Origin of the sequence: Paenibacillus sp. FSL R5-0810 (assembly GCF_038002285.1) — a bacterium.
Taxonomy (GTDB): domain Bacteria; phylum Bacillota; class Bacilli; order Paenibacillales; family Paenibacillaceae; genus Paenibacillus_AQ; species Paenibacillus_AQ lactis.
This window is the reverse complement of the sequence record NZ_JBBOCF010000001.1, coordinates 2,495,508-2,511,581: the sequence shown is the minus strand read 5'-3', so window position 1 is coordinate 2,511,581 and position 16,074 is coordinate 2,495,508. Positions and strand designations below refer to the sequence as shown.

Genomic DNA, 16,074 nt, shown 5'->3' with positions numbered 1-16,074 from the left:
TATATTTCGTTTAGTTTATAAGGAGTGCAGAGAGCAACCTGAGAAGGTTGTTCTTTTCTTTCCGAGAGTCTGTAATGTGTACAGAGTTTTGTATCCCGCAAGGGAGCAAGGAGGGGGACAAATGGCTGGAAGAGATAACGAGATGTCCAGGGTGAACAAAAACAAAGATAACCCGAAGGCATCCAAAGGATCCAAATCAGGGTCGAAGAAGAAGAAAAAAGGCAGAGGCAAGCGGATTGCATGGGCTTTGTTTTTTACGGCGGTTATCGCCATATTTTGCGCCCTGGCAGGGTATCTGTTTATCTTGGTCAGCGGCGAGAAGCTTCTGGATCAGAATAAGGATAAACTGACCGCTTACGGTACCTCGAAAGTATATGATCGACAAGGCAATTTAATGGGCGAATTGTCGATCCAGAAGAGCGATCCGGTTGAATACAAGGATATTCCGGAGCAACTGGTTAATGCATTTATAGCAACAGAGGATAGACGATTCTGGGAACATAACGGCGTCGACATTTGGTCGATCGGCCGCGCTGCCGTGAAGGATATTATGGCCCGTTCCATGGTGGAGGGCGGAAGTACGATCACCCAGCAGCTGGCGAAAAATATTTTTCTGACCCGGGACAAAACCTTCTTCCGCAAAGCGACCGAAATGTCGATCGCGCTGGCGCTGGAGCGGAAGCACAGCAAGGAAGAGATCATTGAAATGTATTTGAACCGGATTAACTTCGGCGGACCTTACTACGGCATTAAGGCGGCTTCCGAGCGTTATTTCGGCAAATCGGATCTTAAGGAGCTTGAGTTGTGGGAAATGGCAACGCTGGCCGCCATGCCGAAGGGGCCTTCCCGGTACAACCCGCTGAAAAATCCGGAGCTGTCCAAGGAGCGCCGTGCGGTCGTGCTGACGCTGATGGAGCAGCAGGGCTATATTACGGCCGAAGAGGCCGAGAAGGCGAAGAAAGTCGATTACGACTATACGCCGCCGGAAAGAAAGCAGAAATATACGGCCTTTATCGACTACGTCATGGATGAGGCTGAGGAGAAGTGGGGGCTTACCGAGGACGATTTGAATATCGGTGGCTACCAGATCTATACGACGATGGACGCGAACGCCCAGCAGGCGATGGAGGAAGAATTCAACAATCCGGCCAACTTTGAAGAGAGCCCGGATGAGGAGATCGTTCAAGGCTCCATGGTTATCATTAATCAGGAGAACGGCGGGATCGTGGCGATATCGGGCGGCAGAGAGTATATGCGCGGCGGATTCAACCGTGCGACCGACAGCCGTCGTCAGCCGGGCTCGGCACTGAAGCCGATCGTGTCGTATGCGCCGGCTCTGGAATCCGGCAACTTTACGAAGGATTCCAGGCTGAGCAACAAGAAGCAATGCTTCGGGGATTACTGTCCGAACAATCTGCATGGATACTCCGATACGATCAGCATGCCGGAAGCGATTCAGCGCTCCGAGAACATCCCGGCGGTATGGCTGCTGAACCAGATCGGGGTTAAAACGGGGGTCGAGTTCGCCAAGAGTCTGGGCATCCAGATGACGGAGGCCGACGCGAACCTGTCCCTGGCTCTTGGCGGCATGAATTCCGGAACGAACACGTTCGAGATGGCTCAAGCGTTCAGCGCATTCGCCAATGGCGGCGAGCTGAAGGAAGCATTCGCAATTAAGGAAATACGGAATAATCAAGGCAAAGTCGTGCATGAGAATAAGGGAAGCAAGGGCAAGCGAGTCATGAGCGAGTCGACGGCTTCCCAGATGACGGAAATGATGGAGCGTGTCGTTCAGGACGGAACGGGCCGGAATGCCCGGATCAGCCGTCCGGTTGCCGGTAAAACCGGCACGACGCAAAGCGGCTACGAAGGCATCAGTTCCAACCGTGACGTCTGGTTTGTCGGTTACACGCCGGAACTGACGGCGGCCGTATGGATGGGATACGACAAACCGAACAAGCAGCATCTGCTGAAGCGAAGCAGCTCAATGTCCGCAGCGCTCTGGGGCAAGATTATGGAGAAGGCGGTTCAGTCCTATGAGCCGAAAAACTTCCCGAGCACCGAGCCGGCCCCGCCGGTGGTGGAGACGCCGAAGCTAGAGCCTGTCAGCGGCCTGACCGGATCTTATGACGGCGCGAATCAGACCGTCTATCTGAGCTGGAATGGCGTTCAGGGCAGCGGCATTCAATACCGGATTTACCGCCGGGAAACCTCGGAGAGCGAATTCACGCGGATTCTGAATGCGGTGAACAGCACCTCCACGGATGATATGAGCGCGATGGAGGGGCTGACGTACGAATATTACGTAACGGCCTATGACCCGGCAACGGATCAAGAATCCGAGCGCTCGAACGTGCTGCAGATCGCTGCCGTATCCGAGCTGCCGCCGGATGATCTTGAGCCGGATCCGGGGGATATTGAGGATGTAATTCCGCCGGATGAAGGAGATGCCGGCGATGGCATCGACATACCAAATGGCGAAGACAACGGTAACGGCCAAGATAACGGCAACGGCCAAGGCAATGGAAACGGCCAGGGCAACGGCAATGGTCAAGGCAACGGAAATGGAAACGGTCAAGGCAATGGCCAAGGAAACGGCCATGACAATGGCGGTACCAATCCGCCTGCGGACGGCGGACAGGGCGATGGATCCGGGTCGGATGCGGGTGATGGCACGGGCGGCGAGGATTCGGGAACGATTGAAGGCACCACCGATTCGGGCAACGTCACGACGGTTCCCGGAACCATCGTGGAGCCGGATGTTCCGGCCACCGAGTCTGATCCTAACCAAGTTAGTCCATAATGAACAAAGAAGCCTTCGCGGATAAAGCGAGGGCTTCTTTGTTTTGAGTGTGAAACCTAAATGTGGTAAGCTGGGAATACGATATGGGGAGGAAGAGTTCCATGAAACGTAAATTCGGAGATCGGGCAAATTGGCGCCGTATCACCCGCCGGCACTTCACTTCCCGGTATGTGGATTCCGAGCAATTCACAGGGTACCTGACCTTATACACCATATATGGCCTGAAAGAACCATTATGGAAAACCTATGGCCGCCATACATACCGCATTGCGGACAAAGGCTACTCTTGGCTGCAGTATTATCCGAAGGACAGCCATTATATCGTTACGGCCATGTTTGACGATAAGCGAAACATCGTGCAGTGGTATATCGATATTTGCAAGAAGCAGGGCGTAACCGACCAGGGCGTACCGTGGTTTGATGATTTGTATCTGGACGTTGTGGTCGTCAGCAACGGCGAAGTATTTTTGCTGGATGAGGATGAGCTGGAGGATGCCCTGAACCGCAATGATATTACCCGCGACGACTATCGGTTGGCCAAAGTAACGGCGAAAAGCCTGCTCCGGGCGATCGATGCCCATGAATTCCCCTATTTCATGATGTCTCTGGAGCATCGGCAGCAGCTATTTCATAACGGCGAATTCAGGAGGAAGTCATAATGCGGCAGGAAATAAACGGAGAAGAGCGGGTTATACGTTCCAAGACCGGGAAGAAACTATGGATGAAGAGGGCTCTGTATGCGCTGCTTACCCTCGTTGCGGCTGGCGTATTATGGTCAGGGTATGCGTATTGGAAAATCGAAAGCGCCGTCAGCAATCCGGCTGACAAGGCGGACGTCGGCATCATACTCGGGGCATCCATGTGGGGAGATCAGCCGAGTCCGGGGCTCCGCGAACGGCTTGAGCATGCTCTCACCGAGTATAAGGAAGGGCGGTTTGGCACGTTTATCGTAACCGGCGGACTCGACAAGCCCGGCTATCCTTACACCGAAGCCGAAGGGATGCGCAATTATTTAGTAGCGGCGGGTGTTCCGGAGAGCGACATTTTTTTGGAAAACGAAGCGACCAGCACCTATGAGAATTTGCTGTACAGCCAGGCAATTATGAAAGAGCAGGGATGGAAGACCGCGATCATCATCACGCATGATTATCACGGCACTAGATCGATGGAAGTGGCGGCGACGCTCGGCTATGAGCGGCCAACGGTTTCGCTGACGAAATCTACCGTGCTGCCGATGGCGAAGCATAAATCCAGGGAAGTGCTTGCCTATACGAAATGGACGGCCGATCGGCTTCTGATTGCAGCCGGGCTCCTATGAGGACGAAACTTCTAATAAGCAGGCTGTCAGTAGAATACATTGGAATAGATAGTCAGCCCTTTGGATAAAGAGGTGAGGAGCTATGAACGGGCGAGTAACGGCCGCAAACGGCCGATCTGAAGGACGGCCATCCAGACAGATTAATGTCGTGCTCCGCAGCGCGGAACCTCCGCTTATCAGCAGCGCAGTTCCCGAGCGGGAACCGTCCCCTTCGCCAAACCCTGTTTCCCAGCACAGTCTATTCCAGGAAATACAGAAGGAGCTGGATCAGCTTGTAGGTTTGGATCAAATTAAAGAGCTGGTTTTTGAAATTTATGCCCTGCTTCAGGTGGCCCAGATGAGATCAGAGGCGGGCTTGCTCAGCGGCGGTCATGTATTCCATATGATTTTCAAGGGAAATCCCGGAACTGGCAAAACGACGGTAGCCCGCATCATCGCTAAGCTGTTTCAGAAGATGGGGGTGCTCAATAAGGGGCATCTCGTCGAGGTAGAGCGGGCGGATCTCGTCGGCGAATACATCGGCCATACGGCACAGAAAACGAGAGATTTGGTGAAGAAGGCGCTGGGCGGTATTCTGTTTATCGATGAGGCGTACAGCTTGGCGCGGGGCGGCGAGAAGGATTTCGGCAAGGAAGCGATCGATACGCTGGTAAAAGCGATGGAGGATCACAAGAATCAGTTTGTGCTCATTCTGGCCGGCTACAGCGATGAGATTGATTTTTTTATGAGCACGAATCCCGGCCTGCATTCCCGTTTTCCGATTCAGATGGAATTCCCGGATTATAATTTGGATCAGCTGATCCAAATCTCCGAGCTGATGGCGAAGGAGCGCGATTACATCCTCATGCCCCAGTCGCTCGGGAAGCTCAAGGAGCATCTGCAGAACGAGAAGGAGCAGCGGCTGCATGCGTTCAGCAACGCCCGTTATGTTCGCAATTTGATCGAGAAATCGATCCGCAATCAATCGGTCCGTCTTCTGAATCAGTATGTCACGGGGAACCCCGGAAAGCTGGAGCTGATGACGCTTCGGCCGGAAGACTTTAAATTAAACGGAAAATTACAATGATTTGCCGCGGTTTTTCGGCCATAATGAAGAGGTAACGCAGCATTCGCTTTGAAGGGTTGGTTTAGAAGGGGCGAATGCGGGTTGTATATGTTTTAAGGTACGTTATTGTTCAAAGGAGCTGGATATATGGCAAATATAACACATGATACCTCGACCGAGATTGAAGATAAAGCGATATTGGTGAGCTTGGTGACCGATGCGGTGAAGCGCTCAGGCATCAATCCGGAGCATTCGCTGCAGGAGCTGGTGCAGCTTGCCGAGACGGCAGGCGTGACCGTGCTGGATGTCATCACGCAGAACCGGGAAACGCCGGATTCGAAATGGTTTATCGGTAAAGGAAAAGTAGAGGAGCTGCGCATGGCTGTTGACGGCCTCGGAGCGACTACGGCTATTTTTGACCAGGAGCTTTCAGGGGCCCAGGTTCGTAATCTGGAGGAAGCGCTGGATGTGAAGATCATTGATCGGACCCAGCTGATTCTCGATATTTTTGCACAGCGGGCCAAGACGCGAGAGGGCATCATCCAGGTTGAGCTGGCGCAGCTCACCTATTTGCTGCCGCGTCTGTCGGGTCACGGCAAGAACCTGTCGCGCCTCGGGGCAGGGATCGGGACACGCGGACCGGGTGAAACCAAGCTGGAGACGGACCGCCGGCATATCCGCGACCGGATCAGCGATTTGAAACGCCAGCTGGATGAAGTAACGCGGCATCGCAATCTTCACCGCGAGCGCCGCAAGAAGAGCGGTGCCGTCCAGGTAGCCTTGGTAGGCTATACGAATGCGGGGAAGTCCACCCTGCTGAACCGTCTGACCAATGCCGACGTTTACATTGAGAATCAGCTGTTCGCAACACTCGACCCGACCTCCAGAGTGCTGGAGCTGCCTAGCGGCAAGGAAGTCGTGCTGACGGATACGGTCGGATTCATTCAGAACCTGCCACATGATCTGGTAGCGGCATTCCGCGCAACGCTTGAGGAGGCCAACGAAGCGGACCTGATTCTCCATGTGGTCGATGCGTCCTCCACGATGCGGGAGGAGCAGATGGCGGTCGTCCAATCGATTCTGGAGGACCTCGGAGCAGCGGATAAACCGCAAATTGTCCTGTTCAATAAGAAGGACGCCTGCCAGCCGGAGCAGCTAGAAATGCTGCCTTCCGGAGACGGCTACTTGAAGATCAGCGCTTATGATGACGAAGATTTGACCAGCGTCCGCGAAACGATCCAGGAGCGTTTATCTGGCGGGAACGTGACGTTCCGGATTCCGGCTGACCGGGGCGATTTAAGCTCGGTTGTGTACCGGGTAGGAGATGTCATTGAGCAAACCTTTGACGAGTCCGATATTTTGTACGAGGTGAGGATCAACAAGGCCGATTACGAAAAAATGGGATATCTTCTGGAGGATTATGTCCAGCAATGAGCGGCATAGCGGCAGCGATCGTCTACATGGTTGTTGTCTATAGTCATGGTTGATTGTCTATCGTTAGGCCGCATGCCGGCGGTGAAACCGCGGATGATAGTATGCTTGTTGCGGGATGAAGGACGGATCGTGAAAGTAAGCGAGGCATGAATCAGAATACGAAATCAATTGCAAGTAGAGCCCCAATTCCGGGGCTTTATTTGCGGTTGGGCGGAGTTGGCCGACCCGGATACTCTTAAAAGAAATGGTTGGACCAATGATGGAATCAAGGGGAACCGCGGGTGACAGGGCAGGCCTGTCCGTGCGGCGTTGTAAGGTGGTCCGCTGCCTTATGCCTGAGGAGAGAAGTAGATCATGCAAACGGATCGAGAGGTCAACGGTCGCAACCACCAAGCGAAATATGTTAAGATGTGAGACATGATGTGTTATAGAGGAGAGAGCTGTACGAGATGGTGAAATTTTCGCAAGATTTAATGGATTTAAGCGAGCAGATTGAATGGAACATAGCAGATCGGGTACGTGAGATCGACCGGATCGTAGACTTTAACCAGTGGAAGGTGATCGATGCTTTCCAGAAATACCAGGTGAGCGACTATCACTTCGCGAATTCCACCGGTTATGGATATAATGATCGCGGGCGGGAAGTGCTGGACGAGGTGTATGCGGAAGTGTTCGGGACCGAGTCCGCGCTGGTACGTCCGCATTTTGCTTCCGGGACCCATACGATTTCGGCTGCGTTATTCGGCGTGCTGCGCCCGGGGGATGAGCTGCTGTATATTACCGGACGACCCTACGATACGCTGCATAAGGTCATCGGACAAGCGGGCGACGGCACCGGCTCGCTGCGGGATTTCGGCATCGGGTATGGAGAGGTAGCGCTGACCGAAGAAGGCGGCATCGACTGGGAAGGTGTGGAGAAGGCGATTAAACCGGAGACGAAGGTTATCGGGATTCAACGCTCCAGAGGATATGATTGGCGCTCTTCTTTCACGGTGTCCCAAATTGGCGAGATGGTCAGCCGGCTCAAAGCGATTCGCGAGGATTTGATCGTGTTTGTCGACAACTGTTACGGTGAATTTACGGAAACGATGGAGCCTACCGAGGTTGGCGTGGATTTGATGGCCGGCTCGCTGATCAAAAATCCAGGAGGAGGCATTGCAGAAACCGGAGGGTATATTTGCGGCAAGGAATCCTACGTGGAACTGGCCGCTTACCGCTTGACCGCTCCCGGCATCGGACGCGAAGTGGGGGCTATGCTCGGAACGACGCGCTCGATGTATCAAGGGCTGTTTCTTGCCCCTTCCACGGTTGGACAGGCGGTGAAAGGAAGCCTATATGCAGCGGCTATGTTCGAAGCGGTCGGCTTCATAACCAAGCCAGGCTGGAAAGAGACGCGGACCGACCTGATCCAAGCGGTGTCGTTTACAAGCCCGGAGCATCTGATCGCTTTCGTGCAAGGTATTCAGAGAGCGGCAGCGGTTGACAGTCACGTCGTGCCTGAGCCGTGGGACATGCCGGGTTATGAGCATCCGGTGATTATGGCGGCAGGAACCTTTATTCAAGGAGGAAGCCTGGAGCTGTCCGCAGACGCGCCGATTCGTGAACCCTATATCGGTTATATGCAGGGCGGGCTAACCTATTCTCATGTTAAATACGGGGTACTTATGTCACTTCAACGAATGAAGGATCGCAATCTCTTGTGAGTTATTCTTACATGCGGTTGACGCAGCTGATCAGGAAATGTACAATAAGATCAGAATAGACCACTTGGAAGGTTGATGAGATATGGGTGATGAGATTCGGAGGAATATGGCGTTATTTCCGATTGGCATCGTGATGAAGCTTACGGATTTATCCGCCAGACAAATTCGTTATTATGAACAGCATAATTTGATTGTCCCCGCACGCACATCTGGTAATCAGCGCCTGTTCTCCTTCAATGATGTCGAGCGTCTCCTGGAGATCAAGGCATTGATTGAGAAGGGCGTCAATATCGCCGGCATCAAGCAGGTCATGAACCCTGTCACGAAGGAGTCCGAGGAGGCTACCGTGATCACTGCGGATACGGAAAGCAAACGCCGGGAAATGTCGGAGTCTCAGCTGCGGCGTTTACTGAAGCAGGAATTGATTACCGCTAAAAGACCGGGTCAGGTTTCATTGATTCAAGGGGAGTTATCCCGGTTTTTTAATAAATAAAGAAGCAGTTTAATTCTTGACCAAGCCATTCATGACAAAGGAGAGGGTAAAGTGAGTTATACCAAAGAGGACATACTACGCATTTGCAAAGAGGAAAATGTTCGTTTTATCCGCTTGCAGTTCACGGACTTGCTCGGGACCATTAAGAACGTTGAAATTCCGGTAAGCCAACTGCCTAAAGCGCTTGATAATAAAATGATGTTCGACGGCTCTTCCATCGAAGGTTATGTGCGTATCGAGGAATCCGATATGTATCTGTACCCGGACCTGGATACGTTTATGATTTTCCCATGGGTATCCGAAGATCGCGTTGCCCGTATGATTTGCGACGTGTATCTGCCTGACGGCACACCTTTTCCAGGTGATCCTCGCGGTATACTCAAGCGATGCCTGAAGGAAGCCGAAGAAATGGGCTTCACCTCGATGAATGTCGGCCCAGAGCCGGAGTTCTTCTTGTTCAAGACCGATGAAAAAGGCAATCCGACGATGGAATTGAACGACCAAGGCGGATACTTTGACCTCGCCCCTACAGACCTTGGCGAGAACTGCCGCCGCGATATCGTATTGACCCTGGAAGAGATGGGCTTCGAGATCGAAGCTTCCCACCACGAGGTAGCTCCGGGGCAGCATGAAATCGACTTTAAATATGCAGACGCCGTAAAGGCGGCCGACCAGATTCAAACCTTCAAGCTGGTAGTTAAAACCATTGCCCGCCAGCATGGTCTGATCGCTACGTTTATGCCGAAGCCGCTCTTCGGTGTGAACGGTTCGGGTATGCACTGCAACCAATCGCTGTTCAAAGGCGCGGAGAATGCATTCGTTGACGAGTCGGATGAGCTCGGCCTGAGCAAGACGGCGCGGCATTACATGGCCGGTATCCTGAAGCATGCCCGTGCATTCACGGTGATTACGAACCCGACGGTCAACTCGTATAAGCGTCTTGTACCAGGCTATGAAGCTCCTTGCTACGTGGCATGGTCTGCGAGCAACCGCAGCCCGATGATTCGTATTCCGGCTTCCCGCGGACTGAGCACGCGGATTGAGGTTCGTAACCCGGATCCGGCCGCTAACCCGTACCTGGCCCTGGCGGTTATGCTGAAAGCCGGATTAGACGGCATTAAGCGCGAGCTGGCGCTGCCAGCGCCGATTGACCGCAACATTTACGTGATGAGTGAAGAGGAGCGCATCGAGGAAGGCATTCCAAGCTTGCCGGCCGACCTGAAGGAAGCGCTGAATGAGCTGGTCCGCAACGAGGTGATTTGCGAAGCGCTCGGCGACCATGCGCTGGCTCACTTCTACGAGCTGAAAGAAATCGAGTGGGATATGTACCGTACGCAAGTTCACCAATGGGAACGCGATCAGTACATCACCATGTATTAATAGAGGAATCCCTTGCGCCGTATGGCGTGGGGGATTTTTTTGCTTGGGGGCAATTTAATTATTGAGGTTATTTCGAAGGGTGTGCCCCCAAAACACCCCTAGAAAATCTGTTTTCTATGCCTTGTGGCAAATTCAAGCTTGGACGGCATATCCATCCATCTGAGCTCATCAGAACAGGAAAATATTGCTAGAAAATTTGTGAAGATTCTGGGTCGCTCGGAGGATACGGCCTGCACCTGCTAATGACAGTCGTGCTCGCTGCGGGAAGGATAAATTTTTCTTCAATAAAAGGGAACTTTTCGCCCTGAGTTGGACTCTAATTGGATGAGGTGAATCGGTTGGAGTTCGAATACGTAAAGCACATGGCTTCCATGGATACCGACACGTTAGACGCGATCATGGAGCATTACGGCAGTGACATCTGGAATTACGCATACTTTTTGACGGGGCAGCACGCGCTTGCGGACGACATTGCTCAAGAAGTCTTTATCAAAGCTTATTACGGCATACATACCTTTCGCGGACAATCCAGTTTGAAAACTTGGCTGCTTACGATCACGCGGCATACGGCTTTTCGGCACAAGAAGTCATTTTTTCTAAGGCGCGTAACCTTATTGGATCGGATTCAACCGGCAGGGCACAGCATCTCGGCGGAGACGGAGTATCTGGACAGACAATATACGGATGATATCTGGGATATCATCATGGAGCTCCCGGTTAAATTCCGAGAGGTGCTCGTACTGGATCTTCATTATGATATGCCGATTCAACAGATTGCCGAGCTGCTGGGGATTGCGGCCGGAACGGTTAAATCCAGGCTGTATCGGGCTAGGCAAAAAGTACAGAACAAACTGGGGGAGCATCAGATATGAACGAGCATAAACCTGGGTGGTATGAAAGGGCGAAGAATGGGCCGTTTGATGCCGAGTTGTTGCTGCCTGATCTAAAGAGGCGGGTGCATAAGCGTCTGAAGGAGGGGGAGGGCCGGAGTACAAGGACGCTCAAGCGTCGCAGGAATTGGACGGCAGCCATCGCCGGCGTTTTGTTGATTATCGTCATAACGTGGATAGGATTAGAAGATCAGTTTATGCTCACGCAATACCCTGAGTCAGTTCCAACAGCGAATGAGGATATAAAAAAGCATGCGGGAGCGGTTCGTGCGCAAGGGACCGGGCCGGAAGGGAAGCTGCTCGTCGTAGCGGAAGGAAGCGAGGCCGTTCAACGGCTCGGTGCTCCAAGCTGTTTCGGAATTGAAACGGATCTTTCGTTTTCGGGAAGGTATCATGTCATCCACGCAGCTGCAGATGGCAGCGAAACCGAAATCGGAGTGTTGGAAGATCGAACATTTATCCAGCCGAATTCGGAACCTGTTGAAATGATCCGCTTGTCGCTTCAAGAGGCCGACGTATTTTTGCTTGCCCCGCAGTATCGGGATTGCCATGCCATCGAAATTTATGCTTTCGCCATGGATCGGGGAACCGGCGAAGCCTTCCCGCTTTCGTTCAAGGAAGGAGTGGGCAGCTTTGTCACTTCCTACTACAAGCCGCTGAACCAGCCTATGGTAAGAATGAATCGATTGGTGCTGGAATCAACGGAAGGGCCGGGAGGCGAAGGCTCGCCCGATTTTGACGGGGAGCGCGAGTACAGGCTTGATCTCCGGGAGAGAGCCCTTATTCTGGAATGATGTGCAATATATAATGAGCATCCTTCGGGGTGCTTTTTTTTTAATGGCTTTTTTAAATCCGGTTAGCTTTTAGTGCAGATTCCCAGGGATACTCAAACTAGAGAACAAAACCTGCATGTGAAACATGCGGTTGATTAAGACGACTAAGAAAATATCGGGATTTGTAACTTTTTTCCTGATCAATAATCATTGACTCCTTGGATTAGTGTAAGTAAAATCGTATAGTATACAAAGTATATTGAATTAGTCGGATTAATAGATAAGGGGGCATCGAATTTGGCACAAATGATTATCACAGGGTTATTATGCGGTGCTTTACTCGGATTTGTCATGCAGCGGGGTCGCTTTTGTCTGACAGGTGGATTCCGGGACATGTATCTTACAAAAGATAACCGGATGTTCTACGCCTTGCTGATCGCGATCAGCGTACAGAGTATCGGCGTATTCGCATTGATCCAGATGGGACTTATTCAGTTCCAAGCCGGCGAGTTTAACTGGCTGGCTACGATCCTCGGTTCTTTCATATTTGGAATCGGCATTATATTGGCCGGCGGCTGTGCGACAGGAACATGGTATCGGGCAGGGGAAGGGCTTATTGGAAGCTGGATCGCTCTTTTCGGGTACATGGGGATGAGCGCTGTTATGAAATCCGGGGCCCTGTCGCCGGTGAACAACAGCCTCAAAGGAATTTCAACACCAACGAACTCCATTCCGGCCACGTTCGGTTTATCGGTATGGCCATTTATCGCTTTACTTGCTCTGATTACTATTTTTCTTGTCGTCAAGCAGCTGCGCAAGCCAAAAGTGTTTATTCCGTCGCTGCCGCCGAAGCGTAAAGGCCTTAACCATCTATTGTTCGAGAAACGATGGCATCCGTTCGTCACCGCGATTCTCGTCGGATTGGTTGCGCTGTTGGCATGGCCGCTCAGCGAAGCGACAGGCAGAATGTCGGGGCTAGGAATTACCACGCCTTCCGCTAACATTCTTCAGTATCTGGTAACCGGAGATGGCGATAAATATTTGAATTGGGGCGTGTTCCTTGTACTGGGGATATTCCTCGGCTCGTTCATCGCAGCCAAAGGAAGTCGCGAGTTTCGCTTTCGGGCTCCTGATGCCAAGACGGCCGTATCCAGTTTTTCCGGCGGCATTTTGATGGGCTTCGGGGCCAGCTGGGCAGGCGGCTGCTCTATTGGAAACGGTCTGGTCATGACGGCGATGATGACATGGCAAGGATGGGTTTCATTATTCTTCATGATTTTAGGTACGTGGGCAGCTTCTTATTTTGTATATGTGCGACCACGTGCCAGCGCCAAGAAGAAGGCGGCAGTTTATCAAACGACAACGGCTTAGGAGGTTATATTAATGAAACAAAAATTAGCTGTACTTGGAATGGTATGTCCTTTTCCTTTGATAGAAGCGAAAGAAGCGATGGAATCTCTAAAAAGCGGCGACGAACTGGAGATTGATTTTGACTGCACGCAGGCAACGGAAAGCATTCCGCGTTGGGCTGCTGAAGCGGGCCACAAAATTACTAATTTCGTTCAGCTTACGGATGCATCCTGGTCGATTACGGTTCAGAAGAAGTAACGGATCATACTAGGTCGTGACTGAAGTTACCAACGGATAAAAAAATATATATCAAAATGGCCGGTCATTTGTTTGATCGGCCATCCCTATATCAGCCCAACTTGCTAATTTCCTTTCGTCAACGTGGAAATCTCCGCCCGAATAATAAAGCCCGCTCATCCTCTTGTTGAAAGAGGGAGCGGGCTTCTAATGTGTAGATTTTATGCTAGTGAACATCGCGGAACAATCCAATGACTTTGCCGAGGATCGTCACATGATTAAGTCGCAGCGGCTCATAACTAGGGTTCTCCGGCTGCAGCCGGATATGGTCCTTCTCCTTGTAAAAGGTCTTCACCGTTGCTTCGTCTTCTTCGGTCATGGCCACCACAATATCGCCGTTATCGGCGGTCTGCTGTTGACGTACGATCACATAATCGCCGCTGTGGATGCCTGCTTCGATCATACTGTCACCGACGACGGACAACATAAACACCTTGTCGTCCCCGACATAGTGCTGCGGCAGAGGGAAGTAATCTTCGATGTTCTCGGTCGCCGTGATCGGAACACCTGCTGTAACTTTGCCGACCACGGGAACCCGGGCGATGGTGTGGGTAAACAGGTTGCTGCTCTCGGATTCTTCCTGGCCAAGCAGCTCAATGGCTCTTGGCTTCGTAGGGTCGCGGCGGATCAAGCCTTTCTTCTCCAGGCGGTCAAGATGGCCGTGGACCGTTGAACTGGAAGCTAGTCCGACAGCCTCGCCGATTTCCCGGACAGAAGGCGGATAGCCTTTGCTACGAACTTCGTTTCGGATAAACTCTAAGATCGCCAGCTGGCGGCTGGATATTTTCGACATGCCGTATCAACCCCATTTAGTAACGTTTGGGAAAATTATAACATAGAACTGCCGTTCGTACAAACATAAGTTCTAAAATTATTGGAACAAATGTTCGATTGGGTATTGAAACAAACAGGTGTTCGTGTTATTATCGATTTGTAGTTAAGAGAACACTTGTTTGGGGGATGATATTTCATGTTGAAATATAGTACATACCGCAGCATTTATGAGAACATGCCGACAGAGACGGATTCCGGCTCCGAAGCCTGGATCCATCAGATAAAGTCAAAGATCGTTTCACTTCCATTAACGAAACTGCTGATCATTCTGCTCATCGTTGTATTCGGTTGGACAGGCGCATATTCCGTGTTCGCAGGAGGAACGGAAGAACCCACCGGAGAGAAGCTAGTTATTGTTCAATCGGGTGACTCCTTGTGGAAGATCGCTTCCGTTCATAAGCCAGAGAATGTGGACATACGGGTATATATCGATACCATTCGCAGAAATAACGGGCTGAAGGGTCCGGATATTCAGGCAGGCGACGTATTGTCATTGCCGGTATGGTAAGCGTCCATGCAGGTAACGGCACTCTTAGTCGTTCGGTTTAGATCTTAATATATAGTAGGAAGTGAAATTCGCCATTTCACAGATCGATGAGGTCGTATTTGAAATCTACTATGTAATGACTGAATTTGTCGCACTCTTTATGATATAGATCATGACATTCATTCCTTAATATGTTTATATTCGCTGAATGCAAGAGCTTGCAAGGGTGGTCGCCTTGACAAGCTCTTTTTCACATGGTTAAGTTATAATGATATTTGAAATGGAGGAGAAACCATGGACATCGATACTTTGGTAGAACGCATCAATCTATTGGCACGTAAGCAGAAAAGCGAGGGTTTGACCGAAGAGGAAATGAAGGAACGCGCAGAGCTTCGGGAAATCTACCTTAACAATATCCGCAGAAACTTCAGACAGCAGCTGGAATCGATCGAGTGGGTCGATGAGAACGAGCAAAAAGGCGGCCCCCGTCTGAAGCACTAGGTTTTGTCGATTCATCCTAAAGGACTCATTAGGGCTTCAAATGATGTTTTATTATCAAGCCGGGATGCTGCATGAACGAAGCATTGCTGCTTCCCGGATATAAATGAGTTGAGTTTAAGAAAACGATGCAGGCAAGGGAGTATATTGCCATAACATCCATTCATTTATTCAACTTTTATAGATAGCACAGGCGATATCAGATTTGGGAGGAACGATATGTCAAGATCTTGGGAACGAAAAGTCAGCAAAAATATGCAACAACTGAACAAAAAACGGAAGAAGCAGGGAATGTCCACCTATCAGGGATCTGCCATTTCCGATACAATGGACGTGTTTAAGGGACGGAAATATGTGCTGCCGATCGTATTGCTTGCCCTTGCGGCTCTTTATGCGCTTCTCGGCTCCGCGGCAGCTAAAGCGACGGGCGATAGCAATGGGGTCCTGAACTGGGTCGGTGTCGGCTTGTACATTCTGCTTGCATTGATGATTTTCCTGCGCAAGCCTTATCTGAAGATCGAACGCGCATCCGTGTCCACCATGAAGTTTAATCGGGAGCGAAGATTGGCCGCTTCGGAGATCGAGAAGATTAAAATTGCTTCTGGCTCTGTCGTCATACAAGGCAAGGGGAAAGCAGGCAACTGGGTGTTTTCGCGTATGATCAATTTGTACGACACTCAGGCGATGGGAGAACGGCTTGAAGAGTTCGCGAAGGCCCATCATATTCCGGTAGAACATCATTAATATATATAGCGCCTAAACGAACAAA

The 16,074-nt window shown here is 51.3% G+C and carries 16 protein-coding genes; 15 read left to right on the top strand and 1 reads right to left on the bottom strand.

Translation table 11 applies throughout. From position 1 onward, the window contains the following. Positions 1–121 precede the first annotated feature (121 nt). The 12 genes from MKX76_RS11315 to MKX76_RS11260 all read left to right on the top strand — a co-directional run bounded on the left by MKX76_RS11315 (position 122) and on the right by MKX76_RS11260 (position 13,447). A complete protein-coding gene (locus tag MKX76_RS11315) occupies positions 122–2,803 on the top strand; it encodes a transglycosylase domain-containing protein (protein WP_213615126.1) in 2,682 nt (893 codons plus the stop codon). 101 nt (positions 2,804–2,904) lie between these two features. Next, on the top strand, positions 2,905–3,462 hold the full coding sequence (locus MKX76_RS11310) for a DUF402 domain-containing protein (protein WP_028403546.1): 558 nt from the start codon (positions 2,905–2,907) through the stop codon (positions 3,460–3,462). Then, on the top strand, positions 3,462–4,121 hold the full coding sequence (locus MKX76_RS11305) for a YdcF family protein (protein ID WP_028403545.1): 660 nt from the start codon (positions 3,462–3,464) through the stop codon (positions 4,119–4,121). The genes MKX76_RS11310 and MKX76_RS11305 overlap by 1 nt, the downstream gene beginning before the upstream one ends. An 82-nt stretch (positions 4,122–4,203) precedes the next feature. Then, entirely contained in the window at positions 4,204–5,187 is a 984-nt protein-coding gene (locus tag MKX76_RS11300; protein WP_213615124.1) for an AAA family ATPase, read from the top strand. Between the two features lie 126 nt (positions 5,188–5,313). After that, entirely contained in the window at positions 5,314–6,600 is a 1,287-nt protein-coding gene (gene hflX, locus MKX76_RS11295; RefSeq protein ID WP_213615122.1) for a GTPase HflX, read from the top strand. Between the two features lie 449 nt (positions 6,601–7,049). Further along, a complete protein-coding gene (locus tag MKX76_RS11290) occupies positions 7,050–8,303 on the top strand; it encodes a methionine gamma-lyase family protein (protein ID WP_213615120.1) in 1,254 nt (417 codons plus the stop codon). Between the two features lie 82 nt (positions 8,304–8,385). After that, a complete protein-coding gene (locus tag MKX76_RS11285) occupies positions 8,386–8,796 on the top strand; it encodes a MerR family transcriptional regulator (protein WP_007129961.1) in 411 nt (136 codons plus the stop codon). Positions 8,797–8,847: 51 nt separating this feature from the next. Then, a complete protein-coding gene (gene glnA / locus MKX76_RS11280; protein WP_007129962.1) occupies positions 8,848–10,176 on the top strand; it encodes a type I glutamate--ammonia ligase in 1,329 nt (442 codons plus the stop codon). A 329-nt stretch (positions 10,177–10,505) separates the two neighbouring features. Then, positions 10,506–11,048: an RNA polymerase sigma factor gene (locus MKX76_RS11275; RefSeq protein WP_321184922.1), complete on the top strand. Its 543-nt coding sequence runs from the start codon at positions 10,506–10,508 to the stop codon at positions 11,046–11,048. Further along, positions 11,045–11,860, top strand: coding sequence for a hypothetical protein (locus MKX76_RS11270; protein WP_213615118.1), 816 nt, complete (start codon positions 11,045–11,047; stop codon positions 11,858–11,860). The genes MKX76_RS11275 and MKX76_RS11270 overlap by 4 nt, the downstream gene beginning before the upstream one ends. A gap of 285 nt (positions 11,861–12,145) precedes the next feature. Further along, entirely contained in the window at positions 12,146–13,210 is a 1,065-nt protein-coding gene (locus tag MKX76_RS11265; RefSeq protein ID WP_034272143.1) for a YeeE/YedE family protein, read from the top strand. Positions 13,211–13,222: 12 nt separating this feature from the next. Beyond that, entirely contained in the window at positions 13,223–13,447 is a 225-nt protein-coding gene (locus MKX76_RS11260) for a sulfurtransferase TusA family protein (RefSeq protein WP_007129966.1), read from the top strand. 205 nt (positions 13,448–13,652) lie between these two features. Here MKX76_RS11260 and lexA read toward each other — a convergent pair whose 3' ends face one another. Continuing rightward, complete coding sequence (gene lexA, locus MKX76_RS11255; protein ID WP_007129967.1) at positions 13,653–14,279, bottom strand: transcriptional repressor LexA; 627 nt, start codon at positions 14,277–14,279, stop codon at positions 13,653–13,655. A 177-nt stretch (positions 14,280–14,456) separates the two neighbouring features. On the opposite strand from lexA, the gene MKX76_RS11250 reads away from it, so the two are divergent. From MKX76_RS11250 to MKX76_RS11240, 3 genes are all read left to right on the top strand, one after another. Beyond that, entirely contained in the window at positions 14,457–14,828 is a 372-nt protein-coding gene (locus tag MKX76_RS11250) for a LysM peptidoglycan-binding domain-containing protein (protein ID WP_213615116.1), read from the top strand. 273 nt (positions 14,829–15,101) lie between these two features. Further along, complete coding sequence (locus MKX76_RS11245; protein WP_007129969.1) at positions 15,102–15,308, top strand: DUF896 domain-containing protein; 207 nt, start codon at positions 15,102–15,104, stop codon at positions 15,306–15,308. A gap of 216 nt (positions 15,309–15,524) precedes the next feature. Next, positions 15,525–16,049 (top strand): hypothetical protein, encoded by a 525-nt coding sequence (locus tag MKX76_RS11240; RefSeq protein ID WP_007129970.1) that lies wholly within the window; start codon positions 15,525–15,527, stop codon positions 16,047–16,049. Positions 16,050–16,074 lie beyond the last annotated feature (25 nt).

Excerpts from the sequence above, each read along its gene's own strand:
- MKX76_RS11315 (WP_213615126.1), top strand. The coding sequence starts at position 122 with ATGGCTGGAAGAGATAACGAGATGTCCAGGGTGAACAAAAACAAAGAT.
- MKX76_RS11310 (WP_028403546.1), top strand. The coding sequence starts at position 2,905 with ATGAAACGTAAATTCGGAGATCGGGCAAATTGGCGCCGTATCACCCGC.
- MKX76_RS11305 (WP_028403545.1), top strand. The coding sequence starts at position 3,462 with ATGCGGCAGGAAATAAACGGAGAAGAGCGGGTTATACGTTCCAAGACC.
- MKX76_RS11300 (WP_213615124.1), top strand. The coding sequence starts at position 4,204 with ATGAACGGGCGAGTAACGGCCGCAAACGGCCGATCTGAAGGACGGCCA.
- hflX (WP_213615122.1), top strand. The coding sequence starts at position 5,314 with ATGGCAAATATAACACATGATACCTCGACCGAGATTGAAGATAAAGCG.
- MKX76_RS11290 (WP_213615120.1), top strand. The coding sequence starts at position 7,050 with ATGGTGAAATTTTCGCAAGATTTAATGGATTTAAGCGAGCAGATTGAA.
- MKX76_RS11285 (WP_007129961.1), top strand. The coding sequence starts at position 8,386 with ATGGGTGATGAGATTCGGAGGAATATGGCGTTATTTCCGATTGGCATC.
- MKX76_RS11270 (WP_213615118.1), top strand. The coding sequence starts at position 11,045 with ATGAACGAGCATAAACCTGGGTGGTATGAAAGGGCGAAGAATGGGCCG.
- MKX76_RS11265 (WP_034272143.1), top strand. The coding sequence starts at position 12,146 with ATGATTATCACAGGGTTATTATGCGGTGCTTTACTCGGATTTGTCATG.
- MKX76_RS11260 (WP_007129966.1), top strand. The coding sequence starts at position 13,223 with ATGAAACAAAAATTAGCTGTACTTGGAATGGTATGTCCTTTTCCTTTG.
- lexA (WP_007129967.1), bottom strand. The coding sequence starts at position 14,279 with ATGTCGAAAATATCCAGCCGCCAGCTGGCGATCTTAGAGTTTATCCGA.
- MKX76_RS11250 (WP_213615116.1), top strand. The coding sequence starts at position 14,457 with ATGTTGAAATATAGTACATACCGCAGCATTTATGAGAACATGCCGACA.
- MKX76_RS11245 (WP_007129969.1), top strand. The coding sequence starts at position 15,102 with ATGGACATCGATACTTTGGTAGAACGCATCAATCTATTGGCACGTAAG.
- MKX76_RS11240 (WP_007129970.1), top strand. The coding sequence starts at position 15,525 with ATGTCAAGATCTTGGGAACGAAAAGTCAGCAAAAATATGCAACAACTG.